This is a genomic window from Acidicapsa ligni (assembly GCF_025685655.1).
Classification (GTDB): Bacteria; Acidobacteriota; Terriglobia; order Terriglobales; family Acidobacteriaceae; genus Acidicapsa; species Acidicapsa ligni.
Genome location: NZ_JAGSYG010000003.1, coordinates 124,373 through 147,536 on the forward strand (window position 1 = coordinate 124,373; position 23,164 = coordinate 147,536).

General features: G+C 54.7%; 19 protein-coding genes. 13 read left to right on the plus strand and 6 right to left on the minus strand.

The window, feature by feature from the left end; all coding sequences use genetic code 11:
* Nucleotides 1–43: 43 nt before the first annotated feature.
* Together OHL19_RS11000 and OHL19_RS11005 are read right to left on the minus strand one after the other, a co-directional pair.
* Nucleotides 44–466, minus strand: a complete 423-nt coding sequence (locus OHL19_RS11000) for an ExbD/TolR family protein (protein ID WP_263357744.1) — start codon at nucleotides 464–466, stop codon at nucleotides 44–46.
* Nucleotides 467–1,201 carry a MotA/TolQ/ExbB proton channel family protein gene (locus tag OHL19_RS11005; RefSeq protein WP_263357745.1) on the minus strand — a complete coding sequence of 245 codons (735 nt, stop codon included), beginning with the start codon at nucleotides 1,199–1,201 and terminating at the stop codon, nucleotides 467–469.
* A 286-nt stretch (nucleotides 1,202–1,487) separates the two neighbouring features.
* Here OHL19_RS11005 and recN point away from each other — a divergent pair, with 286 nt between their 5' ends.
* The 12 genes from recN to hpnE all read left to right on the plus strand — a co-directional run bounded on the left by recN (nucleotide 1,488) and on the right by hpnE (nucleotide 15,342).
* Nucleotides 1,488–3,182 carry a DNA repair protein RecN gene (recN, locus tag OHL19_RS11010; RefSeq protein ID WP_263357746.1) on the plus strand — a complete coding sequence of 565 codons (1,695 nt, stop codon included), beginning with the start codon at nucleotides 1,488–1,490 and terminating at the stop codon, nucleotides 3,180–3,182.
* A gap of 125 nt (nucleotides 3,183–3,307) precedes the next feature.
* Nucleotides 3,308–4,336 (plus strand): 4-hydroxy-3-methylbut-2-enyl diphosphate reductase, encoded by a 1,029-nt coding sequence (locus tag OHL19_RS11015; RefSeq protein WP_263357747.1) that lies wholly within the window; start codon nucleotides 3,308–3,310, stop codon nucleotides 4,334–4,336.
* Nucleotides 4,337–4,385: 49 nt separating this feature from the next.
* Nucleotides 4,386–6,392, plus strand: a complete 2,007-nt coding sequence (shc, locus tag OHL19_RS11020) for a squalene--hopene cyclase (RefSeq protein ID WP_263357748.1) — start codon at nucleotides 4,386–4,388, stop codon at nucleotides 6,390–6,392.
* 58 nt (nucleotides 6,393–6,450) lie between these two features.
* Complete coding sequence (gene hpnH, locus OHL19_RS11025) at nucleotides 6,451–7,593, plus strand: adenosyl-hopene transferase HpnH (protein ID WP_263357749.1); 1,143 nt, start codon at nucleotides 6,451–6,453, stop codon at nucleotides 7,591–7,593.
* Nucleotides 7,590–8,018, plus strand: a complete 429-nt coding sequence (locus tag OHL19_RS11030; RefSeq protein ID WP_263357750.1) for a hypothetical protein — start codon at nucleotides 7,590–7,592, stop codon at nucleotides 8,016–8,018. Before hpnH ends, OHL19_RS11030 begins: the two co-directional genes overlap by 4 nt.
* 40 nt (nucleotides 8,019–8,058) lie before the next feature.
* Nucleotides 8,059–9,054: a hopanoid-associated sugar epimerase gene (hpnA, locus tag OHL19_RS11035; RefSeq protein ID WP_263357751.1), complete on the plus strand. Its 996-nt coding sequence runs from the start codon at nucleotides 8,059–8,061 to the stop codon at nucleotides 9,052–9,054.
* The gene (locus tag OHL19_RS11040) at nucleotides 9,051–9,773 is read left to right on the plus strand and encodes a phosphorylase family protein (RefSeq protein WP_263357752.1); all 723 of its coding nucleotides are present in this window, start codon (nucleotides 9,051–9,053) and stop codon (nucleotides 9,771–9,773) included. Before hpnA ends, OHL19_RS11040 begins: the two co-directional genes overlap by 4 nt.
* Nucleotides 9,770–10,885, plus strand: a complete 1,116-nt coding sequence (locus OHL19_RS11045) for a zinc-dependent dehydrogenase (RefSeq protein ID WP_263357753.1) — start codon at nucleotides 9,770–9,772, stop codon at nucleotides 10,883–10,885. Before OHL19_RS11040 ends, OHL19_RS11045 begins: the two co-directional genes overlap by 4 nt.
* A 6-nt stretch (nucleotides 10,886–10,891) precedes the next feature.
* Complete coding sequence (locus tag OHL19_RS11050) at nucleotides 10,892–11,971, plus strand: zinc-dependent alcohol dehydrogenase (protein WP_263357754.1); 1,080 nt, start codon at nucleotides 10,892–10,894, stop codon at nucleotides 11,969–11,971.
* 1 nt (nucleotide 11,972) lies between these two features.
* A complete protein-coding gene (gene hpnC / locus OHL19_RS11055; protein ID WP_263357755.1) occupies nucleotides 11,973–12,956 on the plus strand; it encodes a squalene synthase HpnC in 984 nt (327 codons plus the stop codon).
* Nucleotides 12,926–13,900 carry a phytoene/squalene synthase family protein gene (locus OHL19_RS11060; RefSeq protein WP_263357756.1) on the plus strand — a complete coding sequence of 325 codons (975 nt, stop codon included), beginning with the start codon at nucleotides 12,926–12,928 and terminating at the stop codon, nucleotides 13,898–13,900. The genes hpnC and OHL19_RS11060 overlap by 31 nt, the downstream gene beginning before the upstream one ends.
* A gap of 5 nt (nucleotides 13,901–13,905) precedes the next feature.
* Nucleotides 13,906–15,342: a hydroxysqualene dehydroxylase HpnE gene (gene hpnE / locus OHL19_RS11065; protein WP_263357757.1), complete on the plus strand. Its 1,437-nt coding sequence runs from the start codon at nucleotides 13,906–13,908 to the stop codon at nucleotides 15,340–15,342.
* Nucleotides 15,343–15,347: 5 nt separating this feature from the next.
* On the opposite strand, the gene OHL19_RS11070 is transcribed toward hpnE, so the two are convergent.
* The 3 genes from OHL19_RS11070 to OHL19_RS11080 form a co-directional block, all read right to left on the minus strand.
* A complete protein-coding gene (locus OHL19_RS11070; RefSeq protein ID WP_263357758.1) occupies nucleotides 15,348–15,821 on the minus strand; it encodes a hypothetical protein in 474 nt (157 codons plus the stop codon).
* Between the two features lie 133 nt (nucleotides 15,822–15,954).
* Nucleotides 15,955–16,416 (minus strand): hypothetical protein, encoded by a 462-nt coding sequence (locus OHL19_RS11075; protein ID WP_263357759.1) that lies wholly within the window; start codon nucleotides 16,414–16,416, stop codon nucleotides 15,955–15,957.
* Nucleotides 16,417–16,457: 41 nt separating this feature from the next.
* Complete coding sequence (locus OHL19_RS11080; RefSeq protein WP_263357760.1) at nucleotides 16,458–17,687, minus strand: tetratricopeptide repeat protein; 1,230 nt, start codon at nucleotides 17,685–17,687, stop codon at nucleotides 16,458–16,460.
* 404 nt (nucleotides 17,688–18,091) lie between these two features.
* On the opposite strand from OHL19_RS11080, the gene OHL19_RS11085 reads away from it, so the two are divergent.
* A complete protein-coding gene (locus OHL19_RS11085) occupies nucleotides 18,092–20,059 on the plus strand; it encodes a S53 family peptidase (RefSeq protein ID WP_263357761.1) in 1,968 nt (655 codons plus the stop codon).
* Between the two features lie 104 nt (nucleotides 20,060–20,163).
* Here OHL19_RS11085 and uvrA read toward each other — a convergent pair whose 3' ends face one another.
* A complete protein-coding gene (uvrA, locus tag OHL19_RS11090; RefSeq protein WP_263357762.1) occupies nucleotides 20,164–23,076 on the minus strand; it encodes an excinuclease ABC subunit UvrA in 2,913 nt (970 codons plus the stop codon).
* Nucleotides 23,077–23,164 lie beyond the last annotated feature (88 nt).

Below are 23,164 nucleotides of genomic sequence, written 5' to 3' on the forward strand. Positions count from 1 at the left end.
TGCAGCTTCTTGCTCCTGACCTGTTTCTGTTGGTAAAGATCTACTAGTTGGACTTGGTTTCGAGTGGCTGGGTAACGATGCTGATGTTGGTAATGCCAGCCTGTTTAACAGAATCCATGACCGAGGCAAACGCGCCGAAAGGAACGCGCTCATCCGCTCGTAGATAAATCACCTGGTGAGCGGGATCTACGCCGGATTGATGCAGTTGCGTCGCCAATTCGTGGATATTCACCGGCTTATCGCCCAGGAAAACCGTCTGATCCTTGGCTATGGTAACCACCAGGCGTTGTTCGGTGATCTCCTTGACCGTGCGTGTTTTGGGCACAGCAACTTCAATGCCCGACTGCAGCACTGGTGCGGCAAGCATGAAAATAACCAGCAATACCAACACCACATCGACCAGCGGCGTGATGTTGATCTCGGCCAGCGATGTCTGTGTGCGCCCGTTGCTGCCCGTAAAGGCCATTTAGACCTCCCGTTCCATGAGCCGCGGATCTGTCGAGCGAGGGTCTGTCGAACGAGGATCACCTGCCCGCGCTCCCTGGGAAGGAGGTGGCTGGTTCGCGCCGCGCTGTGGAATCTCTTCCAGAGAATTCAGAAGTTCACGCGCAAAGTCATCAATCCCCGACGCAAAAACACGCAGCCGAGCGGCGAACTGGTTGTAAGCGATGCCGGCAGGCACAGCGACGAAGATGCCCGCAGCCGTGGTGATGAGTGCTTCTGAAATTCCAGGCGCGACAGCACGCAGGGTAGCAGAACCGGCGGTCCCCAGGCCGTGAAACGCATCCACAATGCCCATAACGGTGCCGAAGAGGCCGACAAATGTGCTGGTGGAAGCAATAGTCGCCAGCCAGGTCAGTCTCTGTTCAAGCCGAGTAACCGCTTCGCTGCTTGCAGTCTGAGCAGAGCGCTCCAACGTAGCAACATTGCGCGGCGGACCGTAGCCGCCAGTCTGGCGCTTGTAGGCCTCATAAACTTCCTCAAAAACCAATGCAAGCGGGCTCGGCGCGTAGTCACCGGTATTGGCGGCAATTTCCTGAAGGCGCGTAGCTTTGCGGAAGGTCCGGATAAAGCGGCGGCTCTGTTTTGTGGCCTTGGAGAAAGTGCTCATCTTGCCAAAAATCAGCGTCCAGGAATAAACGCTGGCAATCGCCAGCACGAGCAGCACCGCTAGGGCCACCGGTCCGCTGTTGGAGAGCATTTCAACGATCGCGCTGGATCCCTGCGTGGGAGGGGGAGGCGGCGCGTCTGACTGGAGAAAAAGGGCAAGGGCAGCGGCTAAAATCGGCGTGTACCTCGTCTATGAAGCTAGCAGATGAAGTAGCACTACCCCAAGTTGCTAACAAGGTTCCGGTCGCCACTTGTGCCGGTGTTCTGAGCGAATAGCAGGGCTGCCGCATGGTATGCTGCGCACGGAATCCTGCATTTTTCGCCAACTGGTATGACGTCCTTACACTTCAGGCCAAATGCAGGAGAATGGTTTAACGATGCTCGTCGAACTGCGCGCTGAAAATTATGCTGTCATTGATCACGCCATAGCCGTCTTCGGCCCGGGGCTAAATTTACTCACCGGTGAAACTGGCGCTGGCAAATCGATCCTGGTTGACGCGCTTGCCCTGCTCATGGGCGGTAAAGCCTCAGCCGAAGTAGTCCGCCATGGCGCTGATAAGGCCGTGGTCTCCTGCGTTTTCGAGGCAACGGCGACAGCAGATTCGATTCTAGAAGAAAATGGCATCGACGGGAGCGGATCGGAAATCATTCTACGCCGGGAGATTCTGGTTACAGGCAAAGGCCGCGTCTTTGTAAATAACCAGCCCGCAACGGTCGCGGTACTTAAGTTACTTGCTCCTGAACTCGCACTGGTTCACGCGCAGAGTGAAACTCTGAGCAGCTTCGACCAGGTACAGCAGCGAATTCTTCTGGACCGGTTCGCCAGCCTTGAATCGACAACCGTCTCCGAAGCCTACACGCGCTGGCGCGGGGCAGCCGCAAAATTAGCTGAGCTCGAACAGGGCGAACAAGACCGCCTTCGAATGGTCGATCTTTGGAGCTATCAGAAAAAAGAGATCGAAGCAGCTCAGCTCGCCGCAGGCGAAGACCTGCAGTTAGAGACCGAAAAGCGCGTACTGGCCAATGCCGAAAAACTTTATGCAGCAGCCATGGGCGCATTCGACCAGCTTTACGAGGGCAATACCTCTGCCGAGTCGTCTCTGCGTAACGCTCTGCGAAGCGTAGAAGAGCTCGCCCGCTACGATGCCAAATTTACCGATGCGGTGCAACAACTTACCTCTGCCCGCGCCATCGTGGACGACCTTAGCGATACCCTGCGGGATTATGCCGAGAAAATTAACGCATCCCCTGACCGGCTGGCTGAAATCGAAGATCGTTTGGTTGTTCTCGACAGGCTCAAGCGCAAGTACGGCAGCACCATCGACGAAGTAATCGCTTTTGGAGCAGAAGTCGCCGCAAAGCTCGCCGAGGTTGAGGATAGAGACGAAATTCTAAAGCAGCTTCGGACAGACCTGACAGATGCACGCGCAAAGTACGTGACGGCAGCGCAGGCCTTGAGTGGATTGCGTTCGGCAGCAGCAGGGAAGTTGGCGCGCCTTGCCGAGAAGCAGATCAACGACCTGGCCATGAAGGTTCAATTCACCGTGACCATCGCCCCGCAGTCAGACGAATCAGCATGGGCTTCTCATGGCTGGGATTCCGTGGAGTATCGCATTGCCACTAATCCCGGCGAGCCACTTAAGCTATTGCATGAGATCGCATCGGGCGGCGAAATGAGCCGCGTCATGTTGGCGCTCAAAGTTACTGTCGAAGAGGGAACCGGCAAGCCTGCCGCAACACGCTCCAGCAAGCCAGTCGCACCCAGAACACTGGTTTTCGATGAAATCGATATCGGCATCGGTGGTCGCGCCGCAGAGGCTGTAGGGCAGAAACTCAAGACACTCAGCCAGGCCCAGCAAGTGCTGTGCGTCACCCATCTTCCGCAAATTGCAGCGTTCGCAGATCAACACTTCCTGCTTGAAAAGCGCGAAGATCACGGCCGCACCAAGACCCAGGTTCGTTTGCTGGATGACCGTATGCGGGTCGAAGAAGTTGCCCGTATGCTCAGTGGCGCAGTAGTTACTGAGGCCAGCCAGCGGCACGCCAGTCAGATGATTGAAGCCAGCCGCTGACCGTCAGTATCCCGCCGATCGCAACCTGTTCCCGCTCAACCGCTTAGAACGACCATTGGCTGCTTGAATTCCCCTATTACATTTCCCTGATGGGAAGGGGAGTCACTAATTGGTATACTCAGAGAGTGACACTCTTAGCTCAGGAATCTCTTCCCAACGTTGGCCGCGCGGATAGCAGCGCGGCTCAAAAACGCGTTCTGTTGCTCAAGCCTCGTGGATTTTGCGCTGGCGTAGTTCGTGCGATTGACATTGTCAAAATTGCGCTCGAAACATTCGGCGCGCCAATCTACGTCCGCCGCGAAATCGTCCACAACCGATTTGTGGTCAACGAGTTGGCAGAAAAGGGCGCAATCTTCGTCAACGAAATTGAAGAAGTGCCAGCCGGCCAGCGTGTGATCTACAGTGCGCACGGTGTCTCCCCTGCAGTCCGCGAAGCCAGTAAAGCACGCGGTCTTAAGGTGATTGATGCCACCTGCCCACTCGTGACCAAGGTTCACGTCGAAGCCGTCAAGTTCGCCAAGCAGGGCTACTCGCTCGTGCTCGTCGGTCATCGCGATCACGATGAGATCGAAGGCACCCTGGGCGAAGCTCCTGAAGCGACGCAGGTTGTTTCCAACGTCGAAGAGGTTGAAGCGCTGGTCGTGGTCGATCCTGATCGTGTCGCCTATCTGACGCAGACCACGCTTTCTCTCGACGAGGCGCGCGATATTATTCACGCCCTTAAGGTAAAGTTCCCAAACATTGTAGGGCCGCATACGCAGGACATCTGCTACGCCACTGAGAATCGTCAGGTTGCCGTGCGCAACGTTGCCCCCGGAGCGAATCTGGTGTTGGTTGTTGGTTCGACCAACAGCTCGAACTCAAATCGCCTGGTCGAAGTTTCTAACAACCTCGGCACTCAGGCGTATCTCATTGATAACTCCGCAGCAATTGATCCCAAGTGGCTGGAGGGCGTGAATTCCGTTGCCGTGACAGCCGGAGCCTCCGCACCGGAAGTTCTAGTCGAGGATGTGATCAATTATTTGCAACAAAACGGGTATTCCAGCGTCGAAGAAGTTGAAGTTATGCCGGAAAATGTGCGCTTCGGTTTGCCGCCTGAGATCATCCAAGCTATCGGTGGCGCGAACGGCGCCCAGTCGATTCCAGTCCGCTAGAACTCTCCGCATTCGGGGACACTTGTAGAGCCAGACGAAACTGAGACGCATGAGTAAATTTGAAGCCAACGTAAAGCCCGCTGCACCACGGTTTGGCCGCATCGACGCGGACATCTCTCAGGTGGACGCAGCGGTGGCTCGTTCGTGCGATTACATCTTCTCGGAGCAGCATCCCGACGGCTACTGGTCTGCTGAACTCGAAGCAGATTCGATGCTTGAGGCTGACTATATTTTCCTGCATACGCTGCTTGAAAGCGGTGATCCAGGCAAAATGAAACGTGCGTTGACTGAGATTTTGCGTTATCAGAACGCCGATGGAAGCTGGAGCATCTATCCCGGCGCGCCCGGAAATATCTCGCTTGCAGTGAAGTGCTACTTCGCCTGCAAGCTGATGGGGATGTCTGCGGACAATCCTATCCTTGTTCGTGCCCGAGAGTGGATTCTGGCCAGCGGTGGTGTAGTCGAGTGCAACACCTTTACCAAGATCTACCTCTGCGCACTTGGCCAATACGACTACGACGCTGTTCCTGCTATCCCGCCGGAAATTGTTCTTGCGCCGAACTGGTTCTACTTCAATATCTACGAGATCTCTTCCTGGTCCCGAGCAATCCTGGTTCCACTCTCGATCATTTACGCCAAAAAGCCCTTCAAAAAGATTGCAGCAGAGCAGGGAATTGATGAGCTTTTTGTCGGTGGTCGCGAGAATGCCAATCTGCGTCTGCGCATGGATCGCAAGAAGCTTGTTAGTTGGCGCAATTTCTTCCTCATCGCCGATCGGGCTTTTCATTGGGTAGAGGCTGTTTACATCCGTCCCTTACGCAAGCTGGCCCTGCGTAAGGCAGAAAAGTGGATGCTCGAACGCCTCGAAATGTCAGACGGCCTGGGTGCTATCTATCCCGCCATGCTGAACGCGATTGTGGCACTGCGTTGCCTGGGCTACTCCGATGACGATCCTCAGGTTATTCGCGCCCGCGATGAGTTTGAAAAGCTTGGCATCGAGGACGCGGGTATTCCGGATTACTCTGAGCCAACCTTCCGTATGCAGCCCTGTATGTCTCCGGTATGGGATACCGCGTATGCAGTCTTCGTTCTAGGGGAAGCTGGGGTGCCATCCACAGATGCGCGCATGCTCAAGGCCGCCGACTGGATGCTCTCCAAAGAAGTCCGTCACAAGGGCGACTGGTCGGTTAAAGTCCCCAATGCGGAGCCGGGTGGCTGGTACTTCGAATTTAATAACGAGTTCTATCCCGATACCGATGACACGGCTCAAGTGCTGTTGGCGTTGAACAAGGTTGAGAATCCGCGTGAGCGTTATCAGTACGATGTTTCGCAACGTGCTATCAACTGGCTCTTTGCCATGCAATGCAAAAACGGCGGCTGGGCCAGCTTTGATAAAGACAACACCAAGATGATCTTCCAGTACATCCCATTCGCTGATCACAACGCGATGCTGGACCCACCGACCGTAGATATTACCGGGCGCATTCTTGAAATGCTGGCTACGTACGGCTTTTCGCGTGAAGACAAGCGTGTCGAAAAGGCGATCCAGTTCATCTTCTCCGAACAGGAATCCGACGGCAGTTGGTTTGGCCGCTGGGGTGTGAACTACATCTACGGGACATTCCTGGTTCTGCGCGGATTGGACGCGATGGGTATCGACAATCATGAACCCCAGATCCAGCAAGCCGCCGAGTGGATTCGCATGATTCAGAATTCCGATGGTGGATGGGGCGAAAGCTGCAATAGCTACGATGATCCAATTACGCGTGGCATCGGGCCAAGTACCCCGTCGCAAACTGCCTGGGCAATTCTGGGCTTATTAGCGGCTGGTGACAATCGTAGTGACTCGGTAGCCAAGGGCATCCGCTGGTTGTTGGAACGCCAGCAGGCGGATGGTTCCTGGGACGAATCCACCGGCGAAGGTGCGACCCATCAGGCGCTCTATACCGGAACAGGTTTTCCGCGAGTCTTCTACCTTGCTTATCACATGTATCGCAACTTCTTCCCGCTACTGGCAATGACGACCTACAAGCGGGCAATGGAAAGCGCCGCTTAATCATTGTTGGCTTAAGCTGGTTTGCACGATCGCCCTAAGGGCACAGGAGGTTTGAACGATGGCTGTACCAATTTCACAGATGTGGACCGTAGCAAGCTATATCCTCAAAAAGAGGCTGAGCGGCCAGAAGAAGTACCCGCTCGTGCTGATGCTCGAGCCACTCTTCCGCTGCAATCTGGCGTGCGCTGGATGTGGCAAGGTGCAGTATCCGCCACACATTCTCAAGAAGCAGTTAAGCCCCGAAGAGTGCTTCCATGCAGTCGAAGAATGCGGCGTCCCCATGGTCTCGCTACCTGGCGGCGAGCCGCTGCTGCACCCGCAGATCGTCGAGATCGTCAACGGCCTGGTCGAGCGTAAGAAGTACATTTATCTCTGCACCAACGCGCTCGAACTCAAGAAGCGTCTGCACGAGTTCACGCCTTCGAAGTACCTGACTTTCTCGGTTCATCTCGACGGCCAGCGTGAGCACCACGATATGTCCGTCTGCCGCGAAGGTGGTTACGACATCGCCGTCGAAGGCATCAAGGAAGCAGTGAAGCGTGGTTTCCGCGTCACTACTAACGCCACCTTCTTCGACGGCACCGATCCAAACAGCGTCCGCAGCTTCTTTGACGAAGTAATGTCCATGGGCGTTGAAGGCATCGTACTTTCGCCGGGATACAGCTACGAAAAGGCTCCGGATCAGCAGCACTTCCTCGGTCGCGCCAAAACTCGCCGTCTCTTCCGCGCCATTTTGTCCAACCGCAAGAAGTCGTGGAAGTTCAACATGTCGCCGCTCTTCCTCGAATTCCTGATGGGCAAGCGTAACTACGAGTGCACCGCATGGGGTTCGCCCGCGTATAACATCTTCGGATGGCAGAAGCCCTGCTACCTGCTCCAGGATGGCTACACCGACACCTTCCAGGAACTGCTCGATACGACTAACTGGGATGAATATGGCACCGCCAGCGGCAACCCCAAGTGCGCTAACTGCATGGTAAGTTGCGGTTATGAACCGACTGCCGTAAACGCAGGCTTTGGTTCGTTGAGTGGATTTTTCGCGATGGCCAAGGCTGCAATTTTCTCCAGCTACAAAGACCAGGGTGCTCTCGATCTGCTCAACAATCACACCACCTTCACGGCAGAGCGTAGCCACCTCGTTAAGATCGAGGGCGTCTCGCTCACGCCGCAAGTGGCCCAGCTTGAGGAGACACGCGCATGAGCCAACCCGTGCACGCTGCAACTCCTGTGAACGTCGATGAACTTGAAGTAGTAGACGGCCGTGCTTACGAAAACCTCGAAGGCTGGATCCCAGAATTAGCCAACGAAGCCGATCTGCAGAATGCGCTTGAAAAGGCATTCGATTATCGCGGGGATATCTCGCTGACGTTCAAGAATGGCGAAACGGTTGAGGCTTACATTTTCAATCGTCAATCGGGTAAGTCGCTGGCGGATTCGTACGTGCAATATTTCGCTTCGAATGCGCTCGAAAAACGGAAAGCAAGTTACGCTGAAATCGCCAGGATCGAGTTCACCGGCAAAGACCGTGCAGCAGGCAAACATTGGGAAGCCTGGCTCAAGAAATATGCCGAAAAGAAGGCAGCCGGCGAAACCAATATCGCCCTGCATCCAGAGGCTCTGGACTAACTTATAATTCAGTCGCGTTCTACTATACGCAAAGCTAATCATGAAAGTTTTTCTAACAGGCGCGACCGGGTTTGTGGGCCATCATGTGGCCCGCGAACTCGCCGCTCAGGGCGCTACGCTTCGGTTGCTCGTACGCAAAAGTAGCAATCTCGCCAATCTCGAAGGCATCATCGGCGAGACGTATACTGGCGATCTCTCCGATCCAGAATCGATCAAGCCCGCACTCGCCGACTGCGATGCGGTAATGCACGTGGCCGCCGATTATCGCCTGTGGATACCCGATCCCAAATCGATGTACCGCGCCAATGTGGATGGTACCCGCGAGCTACTTCGACTTGCCCGAGAAGCTGGCGTACGCCGCGTTGTCTATACGTCGAGTGTGGCGACTATGGGTTTTCGTGCCGATGGCCTGATCATCAATGAAGACACGCCTGTATCGCTTTCCTCAATGGTCGGTCATTACAAGCGCTCCAAGTTTCTTGCCGAGCAGGAAGCGATCGCAGCAGCCCGTGCTGGCCAGCAAGTGATGATCCTGAATCCGACCACGCCCGTAGGATCAAATGACAGCAAGCCTACGCCGACAGGGCGCATCTTCGTGGATTTTCTCAACCACAAGTTTCCAGCCTACGTCGATACCGGCCTGAATCTTGTCGATGTCTCTGAAGTGGCTAAAACCCATGTGGCCGCGCTTGAGGTTGGTCGCCCGGGCGAGCGTTATATTCTCGGCGGCGAAAATCTCACGCTGAAACAGATTCTAGACAAAATGTCCGCCATCACCGGCATCCCATCGCCTACGGTTCAGATTCCATTCGCTGTGGCCGCAGCCTACGCCTTTTTTGAAGAGAACATCACCGGACGTATCCTTCGAAAAGAGCCTCGCGCCACCCTCGAAGAAGTGCGCATGGGGCGGAAAAAGATGTTTGCGTCATCGGCCAAAGCGCAGCAGGAGTTGGGCTTTCGCGTTGCTCCTGTGTATCCAGCAATGCGGACAGCAATCGAGTGGTTTCGCGCAAACGGCTACGCGCCACCGGCATGAATACAGCTCCCAGGCCTCGTCCGGTTTTTATCGCAGCTCTGCCGCGTGAGATCGCTTCTCTCGTTAGCCATCGTGGATGGCGCGCCTACCAAAAGCTCCTTAGCCGCAATATCCATCTCTTTGAACATGACGACGCAATCCTCGCTTGCGCGGGCATGGGCGCAGACCGCGCAGCCCTTGCAGTAGAAGCCGCGTTGAAACTGGGACCAGCGTCCGAACTCATCTCCATCGGCTGGGCTGGTGCATGCAATGAGCGCCTGCATGTCGGCGATATTGTTCATGCAGATATTGTTGTAGACACCAGGACAGGTGAGCGTTTCTTTACCGGTGAAGGCACTCAACCTCAAACCATTCAGACGGTAGTGACCGTCGCCAGCCCAGCCAGCGCACAGGAAAAACAGCGGCTCGGTGCTGCTTATTCCGCTAGTGCTGTTGATATGGAAGCAGCGGCCGTGGCTCGTCTGGCACGTGCGCGAGAATTGCCTTTTTACGCCATCAAGGCCATCTCGGACGACGTAACCTTCGAGCTACCAGACCTGGCTCAATTTGCCACTCAGGATGGCCAATTTCGTGAAGCTGCCTTCGGTTTGCATGTTGCATTGAGGCCGACACTTTGGGCCTCTGTGCTGGCAATGGCAAAGGGCAGTAAACTAGCAGCAGGGCATTTGTGCGCAGAGGTTGAGACGCACATGCATCCATATCGGAATCGGACGACATGAGTACAGCTACCGCAATTTCCGGAACAACATATTCCGAAAGAATTCCCGCCACAATGCACGCCGCTGTTTATCGTGGCGTCAATGACGTGCGCGTAGAGACCGTTCCTGTACCTCAAATCGGAGCTGGAGAGATTCTTATCAAAGTAGCGTCGTGCGGCATCTGCGGCACAGACCTCAAGAAGATTCATAACGGCTCTCATTCGGCGCCCCGCATCTTCGGTCACGAAACAGCCGGCACTATCGTGGCTACCGGCGCTGACGTCTCAAATTTTTCCGTCGGCGAACGCGTCATGGTCTTCCATCACATTCCATGCCGCAAGTGCTACTACTGCCGAAAGCAGACATTTGCCCAATGTGCGACTTATAAAAAGGTGGGCGTGGGCGCAGGCTTCGAGCCATCCGGTGGCGGATTCGCCGGATATGTTCGCGTCATGGATTGGATCATTCGCGACGGTGGTGTCGTGCGAATCCCCGACGGCGTTCCCTTTGAGCAGGCAGCCTTTGTAGAGCCGGTGAATACCTGCCTCAAGGGCGTGAAGATGCTCAATCTGCAACCGGACGAAACAGTATTGGTAATCGGGCAAGGTCCTATCGGTATTCTGCTCGCCTCACTTGCTCTACGAACCGGGGCAACAGTCCTCACCTCAGACCTCTACCCCGAGCGTCATGCGATCGCAGCAACCTTTGGCCTTTCGAACCCCATCGATGCACGCACCGAAGACGTTGCTGCACGTGCACGCGAAGCAACGGAAGGACGCGGCGCAGACGCCGTGTTTGTAGCTGTCGGCGTCGATGCTCTCATCAAAACAGCAATGGACGCGGTTCGTCCTGGCGGCAAAGTTCTTCTCTTCGCTCAGACTCAGCATGGGGAAGCGATCTTCGATCCGGGCGCTGTATGCATGGATGAAAAAGCGTTATTAGGCTCATATTCAGCGGCTGTCGATATTCAAGAGGAAGGCGCGCAGCTTGTATTTGATGGCTATCGCAACGGCTTCGATTTGACGAAGCTGATATCGCATCGCTTCCCATTGAAGCAGGCTGTCGAGGCAATCGATGTTGCATCTAAACCTACGGCCAGCTCAATGAAAATCATGATAGAGCCAGAAGCCTAGATCCGAATGTCAACGACCGTTGCAATCACGACCATGACCGCCGCAGTTCTCTACGGCAAAGAAGACGTGCGCATTGAACAGGTTCCTGTTCCACATGCCGCTCCTGGCGAGCTGATTGTGCGCGTGGTAGCTGCGCTAACATGCGGCACAGATCTCAAAATTTATCGGCGCGGCTACCATGCACGAATGATTCAGCCGCCAGCTCTCTTTGGACATGAGGTTTCGGGCATCGTCGTTGAGATAGGGGATGGCGTTACAAATTTCGCTGTTGGAGATCGCGTAGTCCCGCTTAATTCAGCTCCTTGCGGCAAATGCTATTTCTGCCTGCGCGATCAGGAAAATCTCTGCGAAGATCTTCTCTTTAACAACGGCGCATATGCGGAATTCATTCGCGTCCCCGCACGTATTGTCGCAAAAAATACGTTGCTCATTCCTAAGGATGTTCCGCTGGAGTATGCCGCACTTACCGAGCCATTGGCATGTGCCTTACATGGCTTTGAAGATAGCAGCCCGCGACCTGGCGATACCGTCGCAGTCATTGGCGGAGGGCCGCTGGGCCTGATGATCCTGCATGTCGCCGCGCTCGCTGGATGCAAGGTAATTGCAGTAGTCAAGCGTAATGCACAGGTTGAGGCAGCGCGTTCTCTGGGCGCTGCTCATGTGATCCAGACAACGGACGTTACAGACGTCGCCGCCGCCGTGTGTGCGCTCACGCCTAATCAGCGCGGCGTCGACATCGCTATCGAAGCAGTAGCCCTTCCAGAGACATGGCACCAGGCTGTGGCCATGGTGCGCAATGGTGGTGTGGTGAACTTCTTCGGCGGTCCCGCTGCGGGTACAGAAGTGAGCCTGGATACCAATAGATTGCACTATGGCGATCTCACGCTTAAAGCTACTTTTCACCACACGCCTGCAATCTGCCGTCAAGCGTTTGCATTGATAGCGAGTGGTGAGTTTAACGCCGAGCGTTTCATTACCGGCCATGCTCCATTAAGTGAATTGAATGCAGTCTTCACTCAATTGCTTGATCGCGGCAACGACATCAAGACGGCGATTCTTCCTGGCATGACGGAGATAGAACGATAGCATGAGCAGCGTAAGTAAAACCGCCGAAGTAACCAGCCAGCGTGAACTGCTTTTGGAGCAAGGTTGGGCGTCTCTGCCCACCAATTATCGTTTTCCTGTGACGCCGCCTACATTAGAAGAAGCCCGTGCCTGGTGCAAACATCTGGCCGAGACACATTACGAAAATTTTCATGTCGCGTCCTGGTTTCTGCCTAAGAAATTTCGTCCGCATTTCCACGCTATCTATGCTTACTGCCGCGTCTCTGACGATCTCGGCGACGAGACAGGTAATCGTGAGCAGTCGCTTGCGTTGCTCGATTTATGGCGCGAAGAACTGGATGCCTGTTATGCGGGCAAAGCGCGCCATCCTGTCTTCGTCGCGCTTGCTGAAACGATTCGCATCTGCAGGATTCCCAAAGAGCCATTCGCTGATCTGCTCATCGCTTTCAAGCAGGATCAGATCATAACTCGATTCGCCTCTATGGATGAAGTTCTGGCCTACTGCCGCTACTCCGCCAATCCAGTCGGACGGCTAGTGTTGTATGCCTGCGGCTACTCCGATCCAGAGAGATTTCGTCTTTCCGATGCAACTTGTACGGCACTGCAATTGGCCAACTTCTGGCAGGATGTTGCGGAAGACTATCAGCGCGATCGCATCTATCTTCCGCAGGATGCAATGCAACGCTTCGGCGTGACGGAAGCGTTGATTGCCAGCGGACAAGCCACGCCTGAATTTCGTGCGCTGCTCAAGTATGAGGTTGCGTATGCACAATCGCTGTTTGAAGCAGGACTGCCTTTGCTTGAGATGGTAGATGCTGAACTCGCACTCGATCTGGATCTCTTCAGCCGCGGCGGCATGGAGATTCTCCGAGCAATAGAAAAGCGCAATTATGACGTGCTGACAGAGCGACCAGCTATCTCCAAGGCAACGAAGATCGCGCTCGCCTTGCGCGCCGTCTCGGGCAAGCTTTTACCATGGACGCGATTGAAGGCGAGGGCAGCGTGATGGCTGATCTTCAAGCCGCATCGATCGAGATCCCAACTCTGGATGAGTCCTATGCGGTCTGTTGTGCAATCGCCAAGCGCGAGGCAAAGAATTTTTATTACTCCTTTGTAGCTCTGCCCGAGGCTCGTCGCAACGCAATCTGCGCTATCTACGCCTTCATGCGCAAGGCGGACGATCTCTCTGACGATGAGAGCCTCTCGCTCGACGAACGCCGCTGCCTCATGGATAACTGGCTTGCCGATTGGAAATGCGCTCGCAGTGGGTCACCGACCTCTGACCCTGTGTTCATTGCAGTCAGAGATGCTGCGTCAAGCTTCAACATTCCTTATAGCCTGCTCGACGAACTGGTCGCGGGCACTACGATGGACCTCGATGCGCGTCCTTCCAATCAGCCCGACACCTACGCAACATTCGCTGATCTATATCGTTATTGCTATCTTGTAGCCTCCGTTGTTGGACTCGTCTGCATCCGCATCTTCGGCTACTCAGAGCCATATGCAGAGAAGCTTGCGGAAGAAACGGGCATAGCTTTTCAACTCACCAATATCCTGCGTGATGTGGCCGAGGATGCAGAACGCAATCGTGTATACCTGCCGCTCGAAGACCTGGCCGCGCATGGCGTTTCACTCGATCAGCTGCTACATCGCAATGGCCGCGATATCACGCCGAAGGAACGCGCATTACTGAAGTCGATAGCGGATCGCGCCGAGGCATACTATGCCTCGGCGCAGCAGCTCTTGCCGCTGATAGATCCGGAAAGCCGCCCAGCCCTGTGGGTCTTGGTATCGATCTATCATTCGCTGTTGAAGCGTATTGTGAGTGCGGATTATGACGTCTTCTCAAAACGCGCAAGTGTTCCGACCGTCAAAAAGTTAAGCATCTTATTTGTCGGCATAACGCGCATGGGAGCAATGCGGCTCTCCCGCCGGATATTCTCTCAATAGCGAATATGACAGCCGCCTCTATCTCTTCGACCCCCGGAATCCGCAAGACGCAACACGTCGTGACCATCGTCGGCGGCGGAGTGGCAGGCCTCACTGCGGCTTGTGCTCTAGCCGACGCCGGCTTTCGCGTCCAAGTGTTGGAACGCCGCAGCTATCCAGGAGGACGTGCGTCTTCCTATCTGCATCCGGGTACTGGCGAGGTCATTGATAACTGTCAGCATGTACTCTTCGGTTGCTGTACAAATCTCATCGATTTATACCAACGTATCGGAGTAGCGGATAAGATTTTCTGGGACAGTAAGATGACTTTGATCGAGCCCGGTGGACGACGTTCTGTGCTGGCACCATCCAGCCTTCCAGCGCCAATGCACGGCCTTCCCGGCATCCTCAAATCAAATTGCTTTTCATTGGCTGACAAGTTCTCAATCATCTTTGCCCTTGTTAGCGTAATGTTGAAGAAAAAACAAGACCCTGATGAAGATCTTGCAAGCTGGCTGAAGTCCCATAGGCAGACGCGTGGCGCAATGAATCGTTTCTGGTGGCTGGTAATAGCCAGTGCTTTGAACGCCGATCTTGATCAGATAGCGATGCCTTATGCTGCAAAAGTTATTCGCGAACTGTTTCTCAACTCGGCCAACGCAGGCAGCATGGGCATGAGCACCGTACCATTAAGCGACTTGTATCGCGGCGCAGAGGATTACCTCAAAGCTCGTCACAGCGAAATCATCTACAACGCCAACGTCGATGCCGCCGAGTGGGACGAAGAGGCTCAGCTATGGACCGTGACCGCTGCGGGCAAGCCCTACGTCTCTGAAAGCCTCATCCTCGCGTTGCCCTTTGAAGCGACCGCGAAACTGCTGCCAAAGATGCCCGCGAACGAAGACGCAATCCAGCTTGCAGAAGAACTCAAAAAGCTGGAGCATTGGCCTATCTGCAGCGTTCATCTATGGTTTGACCGCGAGATAACAGAACTGCCTCATGCAGTGCTCCTCGATCGAGATATTCACTGGATGTATCACAAGTCTCGCTGGCAGCCGCAGCGAAACTCAAATGCCAGTTACATCGAACTCGTAGTCAGCGTCTCACGTGAGTTTGCGGCGCTTAGCCGAGAGCAGGCATTGGCGCGCGCGATAGAACAACTCGCCGAATTTTTCCCTGAAGTAAAGAAGGCGAAGATAGTAAAGTCCGCGCTGATCAAGGAAGTCCGTGCCACCTTCGGTGTTCCGCCCGGAATAGACGCTGTGCGTCCAAGTGCTGTTTCTCCCTGGCCTAACTGCTTTCTCGCCGGGGACTGGATTGCGACCGGATGGCCCTCAACAATGGAGAGCGCAGCTCGCAGCGGCTATCTCGCTGCAGAAGCGTTATGCAACAACCTGGGGGACGATCGTCAGTTACTCGTCGCAGACCTCAAACCGACAGGCTTGATGCGATTTTTCTGCTAGAAAATTCAACGAGGCTTTTGCGTTGCCTCTGCAGCTGAATCCTCGCGCTCCTGGCCCTTTTCGTCTTTGTGTGTGGCAAAATAATCTTCCTGTTCCCTCAGCAGGCGCGTCGTCTGATCCGACAGTTCTTCACTACTCTCGATTGCCTCTTTACGCGCCAGATCAAAGCCCGATTCGCCGGGAAGAGCACGCAGAATAGCAATCCAGCGTGGTGTTGCCTCCGTCAGTGATTTCAATGCCTTGCGGATATCCGAATGCCGATCGGAGTACATATCAAGATTACTGCCCAATTCATCCATCAACGAGGTCAGATCTTGTATCGCATTATCAAGTTTGATCACGCGCTGACCAGACTTCGGTCTGCTCGTAAGATCCTTGATCCTGGCGGCATGTTCATCCACGAACTTGGTATAAAGCCGGATGCGCTGGTCAGGGAAAACCGAGCTTTCGCGCACCTGCTCGATCTCCGCTTCTGTCAACGTCTCACGCCGCGGATGTTGCGCAAACGCAGGCAGGGTTGCGATTGGCGCACCGAGCAGAATGAGATACAAAAGACCAGCAACGTGTATTCGCGTCATATAGCAATCGTGCGGTCGCCCGCGCATCGTTCCTTTACTTGCGAAAAACCTGCATCATCGTTTCTGTTTGAACCTGGTTTACCTGCGCGAGTGCCTGCTGCACAAGCGGCCGATCTTCCATCGAACTCGTATGCAGTAATTCATTCAGGCGAAAGGCTGTATGTCGCAACAGGATTTGCGCATTCTTCAGTCGCTTTTCGTCATTCGACATGGCCAGGTGAATCTTTTGTGAGAAGAGTGTGACGCGTTTTAAAGTGTAGGCAGCTTTATCTATTTCTCCGGACGCGTACTGAGCCGAAGAGTATTCAATCATTTCGTGAACCAGTTCGGCGTAGAGATAACACTGTTCACGAGGCGAAGCAAGGTTGGCTTTCGCCTCCAGTGCTGCGATGCTCTGCGCATCCGGCTGTTTAGAATCGACTGGCGCCCCGGATGAGCGGGGACAATTGAAGGTGACGACTAGAGCGAGCACTGCGACAGGAACCATGGTACGCATAGGATGCCCCCACTGCATTGGTTTCCACATCTACGGCTGGCCTATCGCCCCTTTTCGAGCACCGCCAGTCTTTGCTTCGCCTGCCATTCCTGATCCGGGAACTTACCATTGGCTGTGTCCAGGAATTGGTGATAGTAGGCAGAGGCCTGCTTCTTGTCGTGAAGCGTATCGTATGCAGTCGCCCATAGGAAGTAGATTGTTGCCGTTTCAGGCAAATATTTTGACCGTACGGAAAGAGCGTGCAGCGTGATCGTAGGCTGATGCATCTCAAAGGAGGCAAAGGCCAGCCCATTCCAGGCCTCACCATTCGTTTCATCGATCGAGGTCGCCTGCTCAAAAGCTTTCATAGCCTCGGCATAACGATGCAGCCGGATTAGGTTTTGTCCATGTCCAGCCAACAGATCGGCATCCTTGGGATCGGCGGCGAGCATTTTGACGTACAGTTCATCGGATGCTTCATAGTCTCCTGCATCCGCGTTCACCTGCGCCAGCATTCGTGTCAGAGCTGCGTCATCCGGATGCTTTTGATGGAACTCCTGTAGTAGCGGAAGCGCCTCGGCTTTATCCTGAGCCACAAGCACAGCCGCAAGCTGGGCAGTCAATGCTGGGTCCTCCGGATGTTTTTTAAGCGCCTCCTTCACCAGATCCTCAGCCTCGGGATACTTCTTCTGCGCAATCAGTACATGAGCCAGTCCTGTAGACGCCTGCTCTGAATCGGGATCTTTTTTCAGCAACCGCCGATATGCAGCCTCGGCCGAGACTGAGTCACCAGCAGCCTCGGCAAGACTGGCCGCAAACAGTGTGTCCTCTGTCGTTTCGGGAGTGAGCTTCAATGCCTCGATCAAATCCGCTGAGGCCTGCGCTGGATCGGCTTTGCCATCCACTCCTACCCGATCAATCTGTGCCAGTGCACGCCATGCCTTAGCCTTGGCGGCAACTCCAGCATCGCCCGGATCGAGCGTCGTGGCAACTACCAGCACCGGGCGCGAATCTGCTGATTTACCCATACGCGCGAGCAGCAGACCAAGCGAAATCTGTGCCTCGAAGCTCTTTGGATTTGCCGAAACCGCCTTGGTATAAAAAGCCATCGCATCCTCATTGCGCCCCTGCGCATCGGCCAGATACCCGGCATCAAAGAGCGCACGAGCGTCTACCGGATGCGTCGCAAGCCAGGAGTCAAGAATAGGTTCGGCAGTCTTCCAATCATTCTTGAGTAACGCGGCCTCAGCCTTGGCTATCTCGGGCGATTCAACATTCGCACTCTCAGGCACGGCAATTTCCTTTGGAGCCTGAATCCCCTGAGTAGAGGATGATTCCTGCGCAACAACGGGCAAGCCCCAACTCAAAAATAAAATCGATATCACAAACAATAAAGAACGAAACACGAAATACCTCATATCCAGTTTACCGGGCCATCCCGCACATAGGAATGCATAGATTTAGACGGCCTAAAGATAGAAGTGCGATCTGAACGGTAACTTGAAATGGTAAGTGTTACCAGGACAAAAGCAGACAATCCCGACGCATCCTGATTTTGTGTAAGTTTGTCTGTTCTAATCCGCCCTGTAACGTTATAGTGAGTCCCAACACAAAAGCATATGCACAGTAGACACAAGAAACGGTGCCAGCATTAGCTCCCCAAAAAGAGAACTCAAAAACAACGAGAGGACTACCTATGAAAGTTTTTCTGCTAGCAGCTACTGCCTTGATCCTAGGGGTATTTACAACAACAGGCCTTGCGCAAACTAGCCATGTATCTACAACCTTACATGTTCAAACTCTCGGAGTAGCGGATCAGAACGCAATCACGCACTTCACTGTATTTCTGCCATTGACGCATCAGGAGACGCTTCAGCAGCTCTTACAGAATCTGACCGATACGAGTTCGCCCCAGTATCACCACTGGCTCACGCCCGCCCAGTTCAAAACTCAATTTGGCCCTAGCGCGTCTACCATTGCGCAAGCGAAGGCTGCATTGCAATCCGCAGGGTTCAAAGTCATAGGCGAAAAAACTCAAAGCCTCGAAGTTGAGGGTTCCGTATCGGCTGTGCAAAGAACGTTCTCCACGCATTTGCAGCGCGTTCAAACAGCGCGAGGCGGTGTCAAACTAACCGCCGTGGAACGCCATCTTACATTGCCTTCAACCCTGGCTTCTCTCGGCGCGGTCATTCCCGCATTCAGTTCTCGTCTTGAGGCCCGTACGCACTCAAGAAGGATGGCCAAGTCTCTTGCATACTTAGATCCACTCTTCAGGCTCACCAGCAACGATAGTTTCTTCTATCCAAACGATCTGAATGAGGCCTATCGACTACCCTCATTCCAGGCCGAAACCACCTTGGCGCGCACCGGTCATCGAGCTCCGCTGGCTGGAGTTGGCACCCACATTGGCATTGTCATTTCGTCGGTCATCAGCCCCAGCGATCTGGCAGCTACCTTTAACTCGACGCTCAATCTGGGCGGCGGTATAAATCTCGTTCAGGCATATTCGGCGAACACTAAGTTGCCGGTTCCTACCCTGACGGTTGTTCCAGTAGACGGTGGCAGCGGCCCATTCAATCCAGCATCGGATGACGCTCTCGAAGCCTCGCTCGATACCCAGATGTCCCTGGGAACAGCTCCTGGAGCTACGGAAACGCTCTACAACATTCCCGACCTCAGCGATGATTCGATACTTGACGGTTACGCCACTGTCGATGAGGACAATGTCGTTGATATCGTGAGTTCATCCTTCGGTGGATGCGAACGGTATTACACTGCAGCCTATAACGGTGGCGTCGACTTCACCAACATTCTCCAGGTTTATCACTCTCTATTCGATCAAGGGAACGCCCAGGGCATCACCTTTATCGCCAGCACAGGTGACAATGGCGGTGTACCCTGCCTCTCACCTGAGTTCCTCAATAATCCGTCGAACGGCACTTCGTTTGTAGCTGGCGTGGAAACACCGGCAGCAGATCCGGATGTCACCGCGGTAGGTGGCACTAACCTCTCCACGAGCGCTGCTCCGGGAGCCGACGACGCGACCTACAAATCGGAGAACGCAGACTTCGATCCGGTAGTTCCAGCGGAATATCAGATTGGCCCAACAACCATCGTCAGTGTGGGCAATAACACCTGGGGCTCCGGTGGTGGTATCAGTTCTGTCTTCCCAAAACCCTGGTATCAGAAACTGGTGCCGACCGGCAGCAAACAGTATCGTACAACGCCTGATCTTGCTCTCATGATGGGTGGCTGCCCCGGAGATGCTGATCTTGCCGCTCAGGACTGCACCGCTCTGCCGCGTAGCTCAGCCCTCATCTGGATCGGAGGCGAGCTTGATCTCGTCATTGGCACGAGTGCTGCAGCTCCTGAATTTGCAGGCGCTCTGGCCCTTGCTGTTGAGATAAACAACGGGCGCCTCGGCAACGTCAACCCGGAGATCTATGGATTGGCAGCGGTACAAAACCTACTTGGCGGAGCGAAGGCGCCTGCTGCGTTTCAGTTCTACCATCGCAACATCTCGGGAAGTAACAACTTCTTCACTGTGACCCCTGGCCAGGCCTACAGCGAAGTCATCGGCAATGGCACGCTAGATGTCAAAAACATCCTGCTCCTGCCATCCATACCCGCCGCTGGAGCACCAAATACTCCAAGCAATCCGTAAGCTGAATCACTCGCAATAATTCAAATGCTGGATGCGGTAGAGAGCTATCTCCGGCGCATCCAGCATTTGTAATTCAAGGCTCTTGTTTCGCCTGTTCAGAAGGCCTATAAAACTTTCGCCAGCCACTGCCCGGTATGCGAGTTGGGATTCGCGGCAATCTCTTCAGGCGTTCCTACAGCAACAACCTGACCTCCCCCGGAACCGCCCTCTGGTCCCATATCAATCACCCAGTCGGCAGATTTGATGACATCCAGATTGTGTTCGATCACCACCAGCGAACCACCGCCATCGATCAGCTTACGAAATGCAGTAAGCAATTTCGATACATCGTCGAAGTGCAAACCTGTCGTCGGCTCATCGAGAATATAGAGCACGCGGCTGAGCCCTGCCGTGCGGATGTTTGCATTCGCAGAACGCACCTGGGAAAGATGCGCCGCCAGCTTGACCCTCTGTGCCTCGCCGCCGGAGAGTGTCGTTGCAGATTGCCCCAATCGAAGATAGCCCAGCCCAACCTCATCGAGCACCGCCAGCTTGTCCAGCAACCGAGGCAGGCCGACAAAGAATCGTAATGCTTCTTTCACTGTCAGATTCAAGACTTCATGAATATTCTTGCCCTTGTATTGAACACCGAGAATTCTTGGCTGAAAGCGTGTACCGTTGCAGTCTTCGCAAGGCAGTTCAACGTCGGCAAGGAACTGCATTTCTACAGTGACTGTTCCGTCGCCTTCGCAGGTCTTGCAGCGGCCGCCCGGGATATTGAAAGAAAAGTGTCCCGGTGTAAGCGAAAGCTTCTTTGAATCCGGCTGCGCGGCAAACAATTCCCGGATAAGATCAAATGCCTTGATGTATGTCACTGGATTTGAGCGCGGCGTCCGGCCAATCGGATTTTGATCGACCAGAATCACATCATTCAATCGCTCTGTGCCAGTCAGATCGCGGAAGAGACCGGTGGGATCTGCTCCTTCGGATTGTCCAAGAGCACGGGCCACTGCGCGATAGAGTACCTGATGGACAAGCGAAGATTTTCCCGATCCGGATACGCCGGTAATTGCGACTAGCATGCCGAGTGGTATTTCGACGTCGACGTTCTTGAGGTTATTTGCGCGCGCTCCGCGCAGTACCAGTTTTTCGCGCCCTGGTTCACGACGGCGCGTGGGAACGGGAATCGCCAACTGGCCGGAAAGGTAGCGGCCTGTGAGGGAATTGGGATTAGCCAGGATTTCCTCAACGGTCCCTTCGGCTAGCAGCTTGCCGCCAAATTCACCCGCGCCGGGGCCTAGATCAAGCAGATGATCGGCTGCCCGCAACACGTCTGGATCGTGCTCCACGACGAGGATTGTATTGCCGAGATCGCGCAGGTTTTTGAGGATGTTGATCAGGCGATCCGTATCGCGTGTGTGCAGGCCGATAGATGGTTCGTCGAGAACATAAAGCGCGCCGACGAGGCGTGATCCAAGCGAAGTTGCCAGTTGAATGCGCTGCGCTTCTCCGCCGGAAAGCGTGCTGGCGAGGCGATCCAGCGTCAGATAATCGAGTCCGACGGCATCGAGGAAGCTGATGCGCTCGCGTACTTCGTCGAGGATTGGCCCGGCAATCTCGTGCTGCATTGGGCTAAGGATCAGGGCGCTGAAAAAGGCCTTTGCGCCGGAAATTGTGAGTGCGGCGACTTCGCAGATATTCTGGTTATTGATGCGAACGGAACGAGCCTCCGCGCGCAGGCGCTGTCCGCGGCATTCGGGGCAAACTGCGTAGCCGCGATATTTCGAGAGCATTACGCGGACATGCAGTTTGTACTTCTTGCGCTCCATCTCGGCAAAGAATCCGTAGATGCCGACGAAGGATGTCCCGGATTTACCTTTGTCGCCGTACAGCAAAGTCTCGTGCTGCTCAGCAGTAAGATCCTGCCACGGAACGTCCAGGGGCACGCCCAGGGCTTTTGCGTGGCGCTTCAGATCTGTGAACCAGGTGCGGTATTTCAGGCGGTTCCAGGGGTCGATTGCTCCGTCGGTGAGCGTTAACGACTTGTCTGGAATCACGAGGTTGATGTCGAAATCTATGGTGTTTCCAAAACCTTGGCAACGTGGGCAGGCGCCGAAGGGATTATTGAACGAGAACAGTCTCGGCTCCGGCTCTTTGGCGGGACGGTGGCAGCTACGGCATTCGTAGGCGGACGAATAACGGTGGCGCGGACGCTCCGTAATTTCGTCATTGCGCGGAACCTCTTCGAAGATCACCTCGGCAGATTCGCGATAAGCGATTTCGACAGCGTCAACTATTCGACCGCGAGCCTCGTCTGAGACGACAATTCGGTCAATAAGAACAAAAACCGGCAGTGAAAAATCCAGGTCGAGCAGAGACTCGGGGCTGGAAAACTCAAAGATGCGCTCATGCTGATAAAGGCGATTGAAGCCGTTGGCGCGAAGTTCAACAAGGCGCGCTTTCAGAGATTCGGTCAGCGGTGATTCCGGATCGACGTCCGGTTTCGCTGCGGGCTTTCGTCCGCGTTTGGCTGGCTTTGCGGCCTCTTGCGGAGCTTCTGCGACTACAGCTCGGACAGGAAAAATTGCATGCAACCGCGTCCCTTCGCCGAGAGCCAGTACGGATTCTGCAATTTCGTCTACCGAGTCGCGGCCAACCAGTCCGTCGCAGTAAATGCAATGGACTGTCCCACATCGCGCGTAAAGCAGGCGCATGTAGTCGTAGATTTCAGTGGCCGTGGCGACTGTCGAACGCGGGTTTCTCGTCGTGTTTTTCTGCTTGATGGCGATGGCTGGGGCTAGGCCGTCGATGAGGTCAACGTCCGGCTTTTCAATACGTTCCAGAAATTGGCGAGCATATGCGGAGAGCGATTCCACGTAGCGGCGTTGGCCTTCGGCGTAGATGGTGTCGAACGCAAGCGAACTCTTGCCCGATCCGGAAACTCCGGAGACGACAGTGAGCTGGCCGTGGGGGATATCGCAGCTTATGTTCTTTAGATTGTGCGTCCGCGCGCCGCGGATCGAGATCGAATCATTCAAAGGGGAGCACCCTGGGGTGATAGTTTGGCGACGTTGCCTGTGCGTTCCCCGCGGGGGCAGGCGCATGAGTCCAGTCCTGATTATAGGC

What these genes read in the sequence shown, in the direction of transcription:
- OHL19_RS11000 (WP_263357744.1), bottom strand. Translation starts at nt 466, where the DNA reads ATGGCCTTTACGGGCAGCAACGGGCGCACACAGACATCGCTGGCCGAG.
- OHL19_RS11005 (WP_263357745.1), bottom strand. Translation starts at nt 1,201, where the DNA reads ATGCTCTCCAACAGCGGACCGGTGGCCCTAGCGGTGCTGCTCGTGCTG.
- recN (WP_263357746.1), top strand. Translation starts at nt 1,488, where the DNA reads ATGCTCGTCGAACTGCGCGCTGAAAATTATGCTGTCATTGATCACGCC.
- shc (WP_263357748.1), top strand. Translation starts at nt 4,386, where the DNA reads ATGAGTAAATTTGAAGCCAACGTAAAGCCCGCTGCACCACGGTTTGGC.
- hpnH (WP_263357749.1), top strand. Translation starts at nt 6,451, where the DNA reads ATGGCTGTACCAATTTCACAGATGTGGACCGTAGCAAGCTATATCCTC.
- OHL19_RS11030 (WP_263357750.1), top strand. Translation starts at nt 7,590, where the DNA reads ATGAGCCAACCCGTGCACGCTGCAACTCCTGTGAACGTCGATGAACTT.
- hpnA (WP_263357751.1), top strand. Translation starts at nt 8,059, where the DNA reads ATGAAAGTTTTTCTAACAGGCGCGACCGGGTTTGTGGGCCATCATGTG.
- OHL19_RS11040 (WP_263357752.1), top strand. Translation starts at nt 9,051, where the DNA reads ATGAATACAGCTCCCAGGCCTCGTCCGGTTTTTATCGCAGCTCTGCCG.
- OHL19_RS11045 (WP_263357753.1), top strand. Translation starts at nt 9,770, where the DNA reads ATGAGTACAGCTACCGCAATTTCCGGAACAACATATTCCGAAAGAATT.
- OHL19_RS11050 (WP_263357754.1), top strand. Translation starts at nt 10,892, where the DNA reads ATGTCAACGACCGTTGCAATCACGACCATGACCGCCGCAGTTCTCTAC.
- hpnC (WP_263357755.1), top strand. Translation starts at nt 11,973, where the DNA reads ATGAGCAGCGTAAGTAAAACCGCCGAAGTAACCAGCCAGCGTGAACTG.
- OHL19_RS11060 (WP_263357756.1), top strand. Translation starts at nt 12,926, where the DNA reads ATGGACGCGATTGAAGGCGAGGGCAGCGTGATGGCTGATCTTCAAGCC.
- hpnE (WP_263357757.1), top strand. Translation starts at nt 13,906, where the DNA reads ATGACAGCCGCCTCTATCTCTTCGACCCCCGGAATCCGCAAGACGCAA.
- OHL19_RS11075 (WP_263357759.1), bottom strand. Translation starts at nt 16,416, where the DNA reads ATGCGTACCATGGTTCCTGTCGCAGTGCTCGCTCTAGTCGTCACCTTC.
- OHL19_RS11085 (WP_263357761.1), top strand. Translation starts at nt 18,092, where the DNA reads ATGAAAGTTTTTCTGCTAGCAGCTACTGCCTTGATCCTAGGGGTATTT.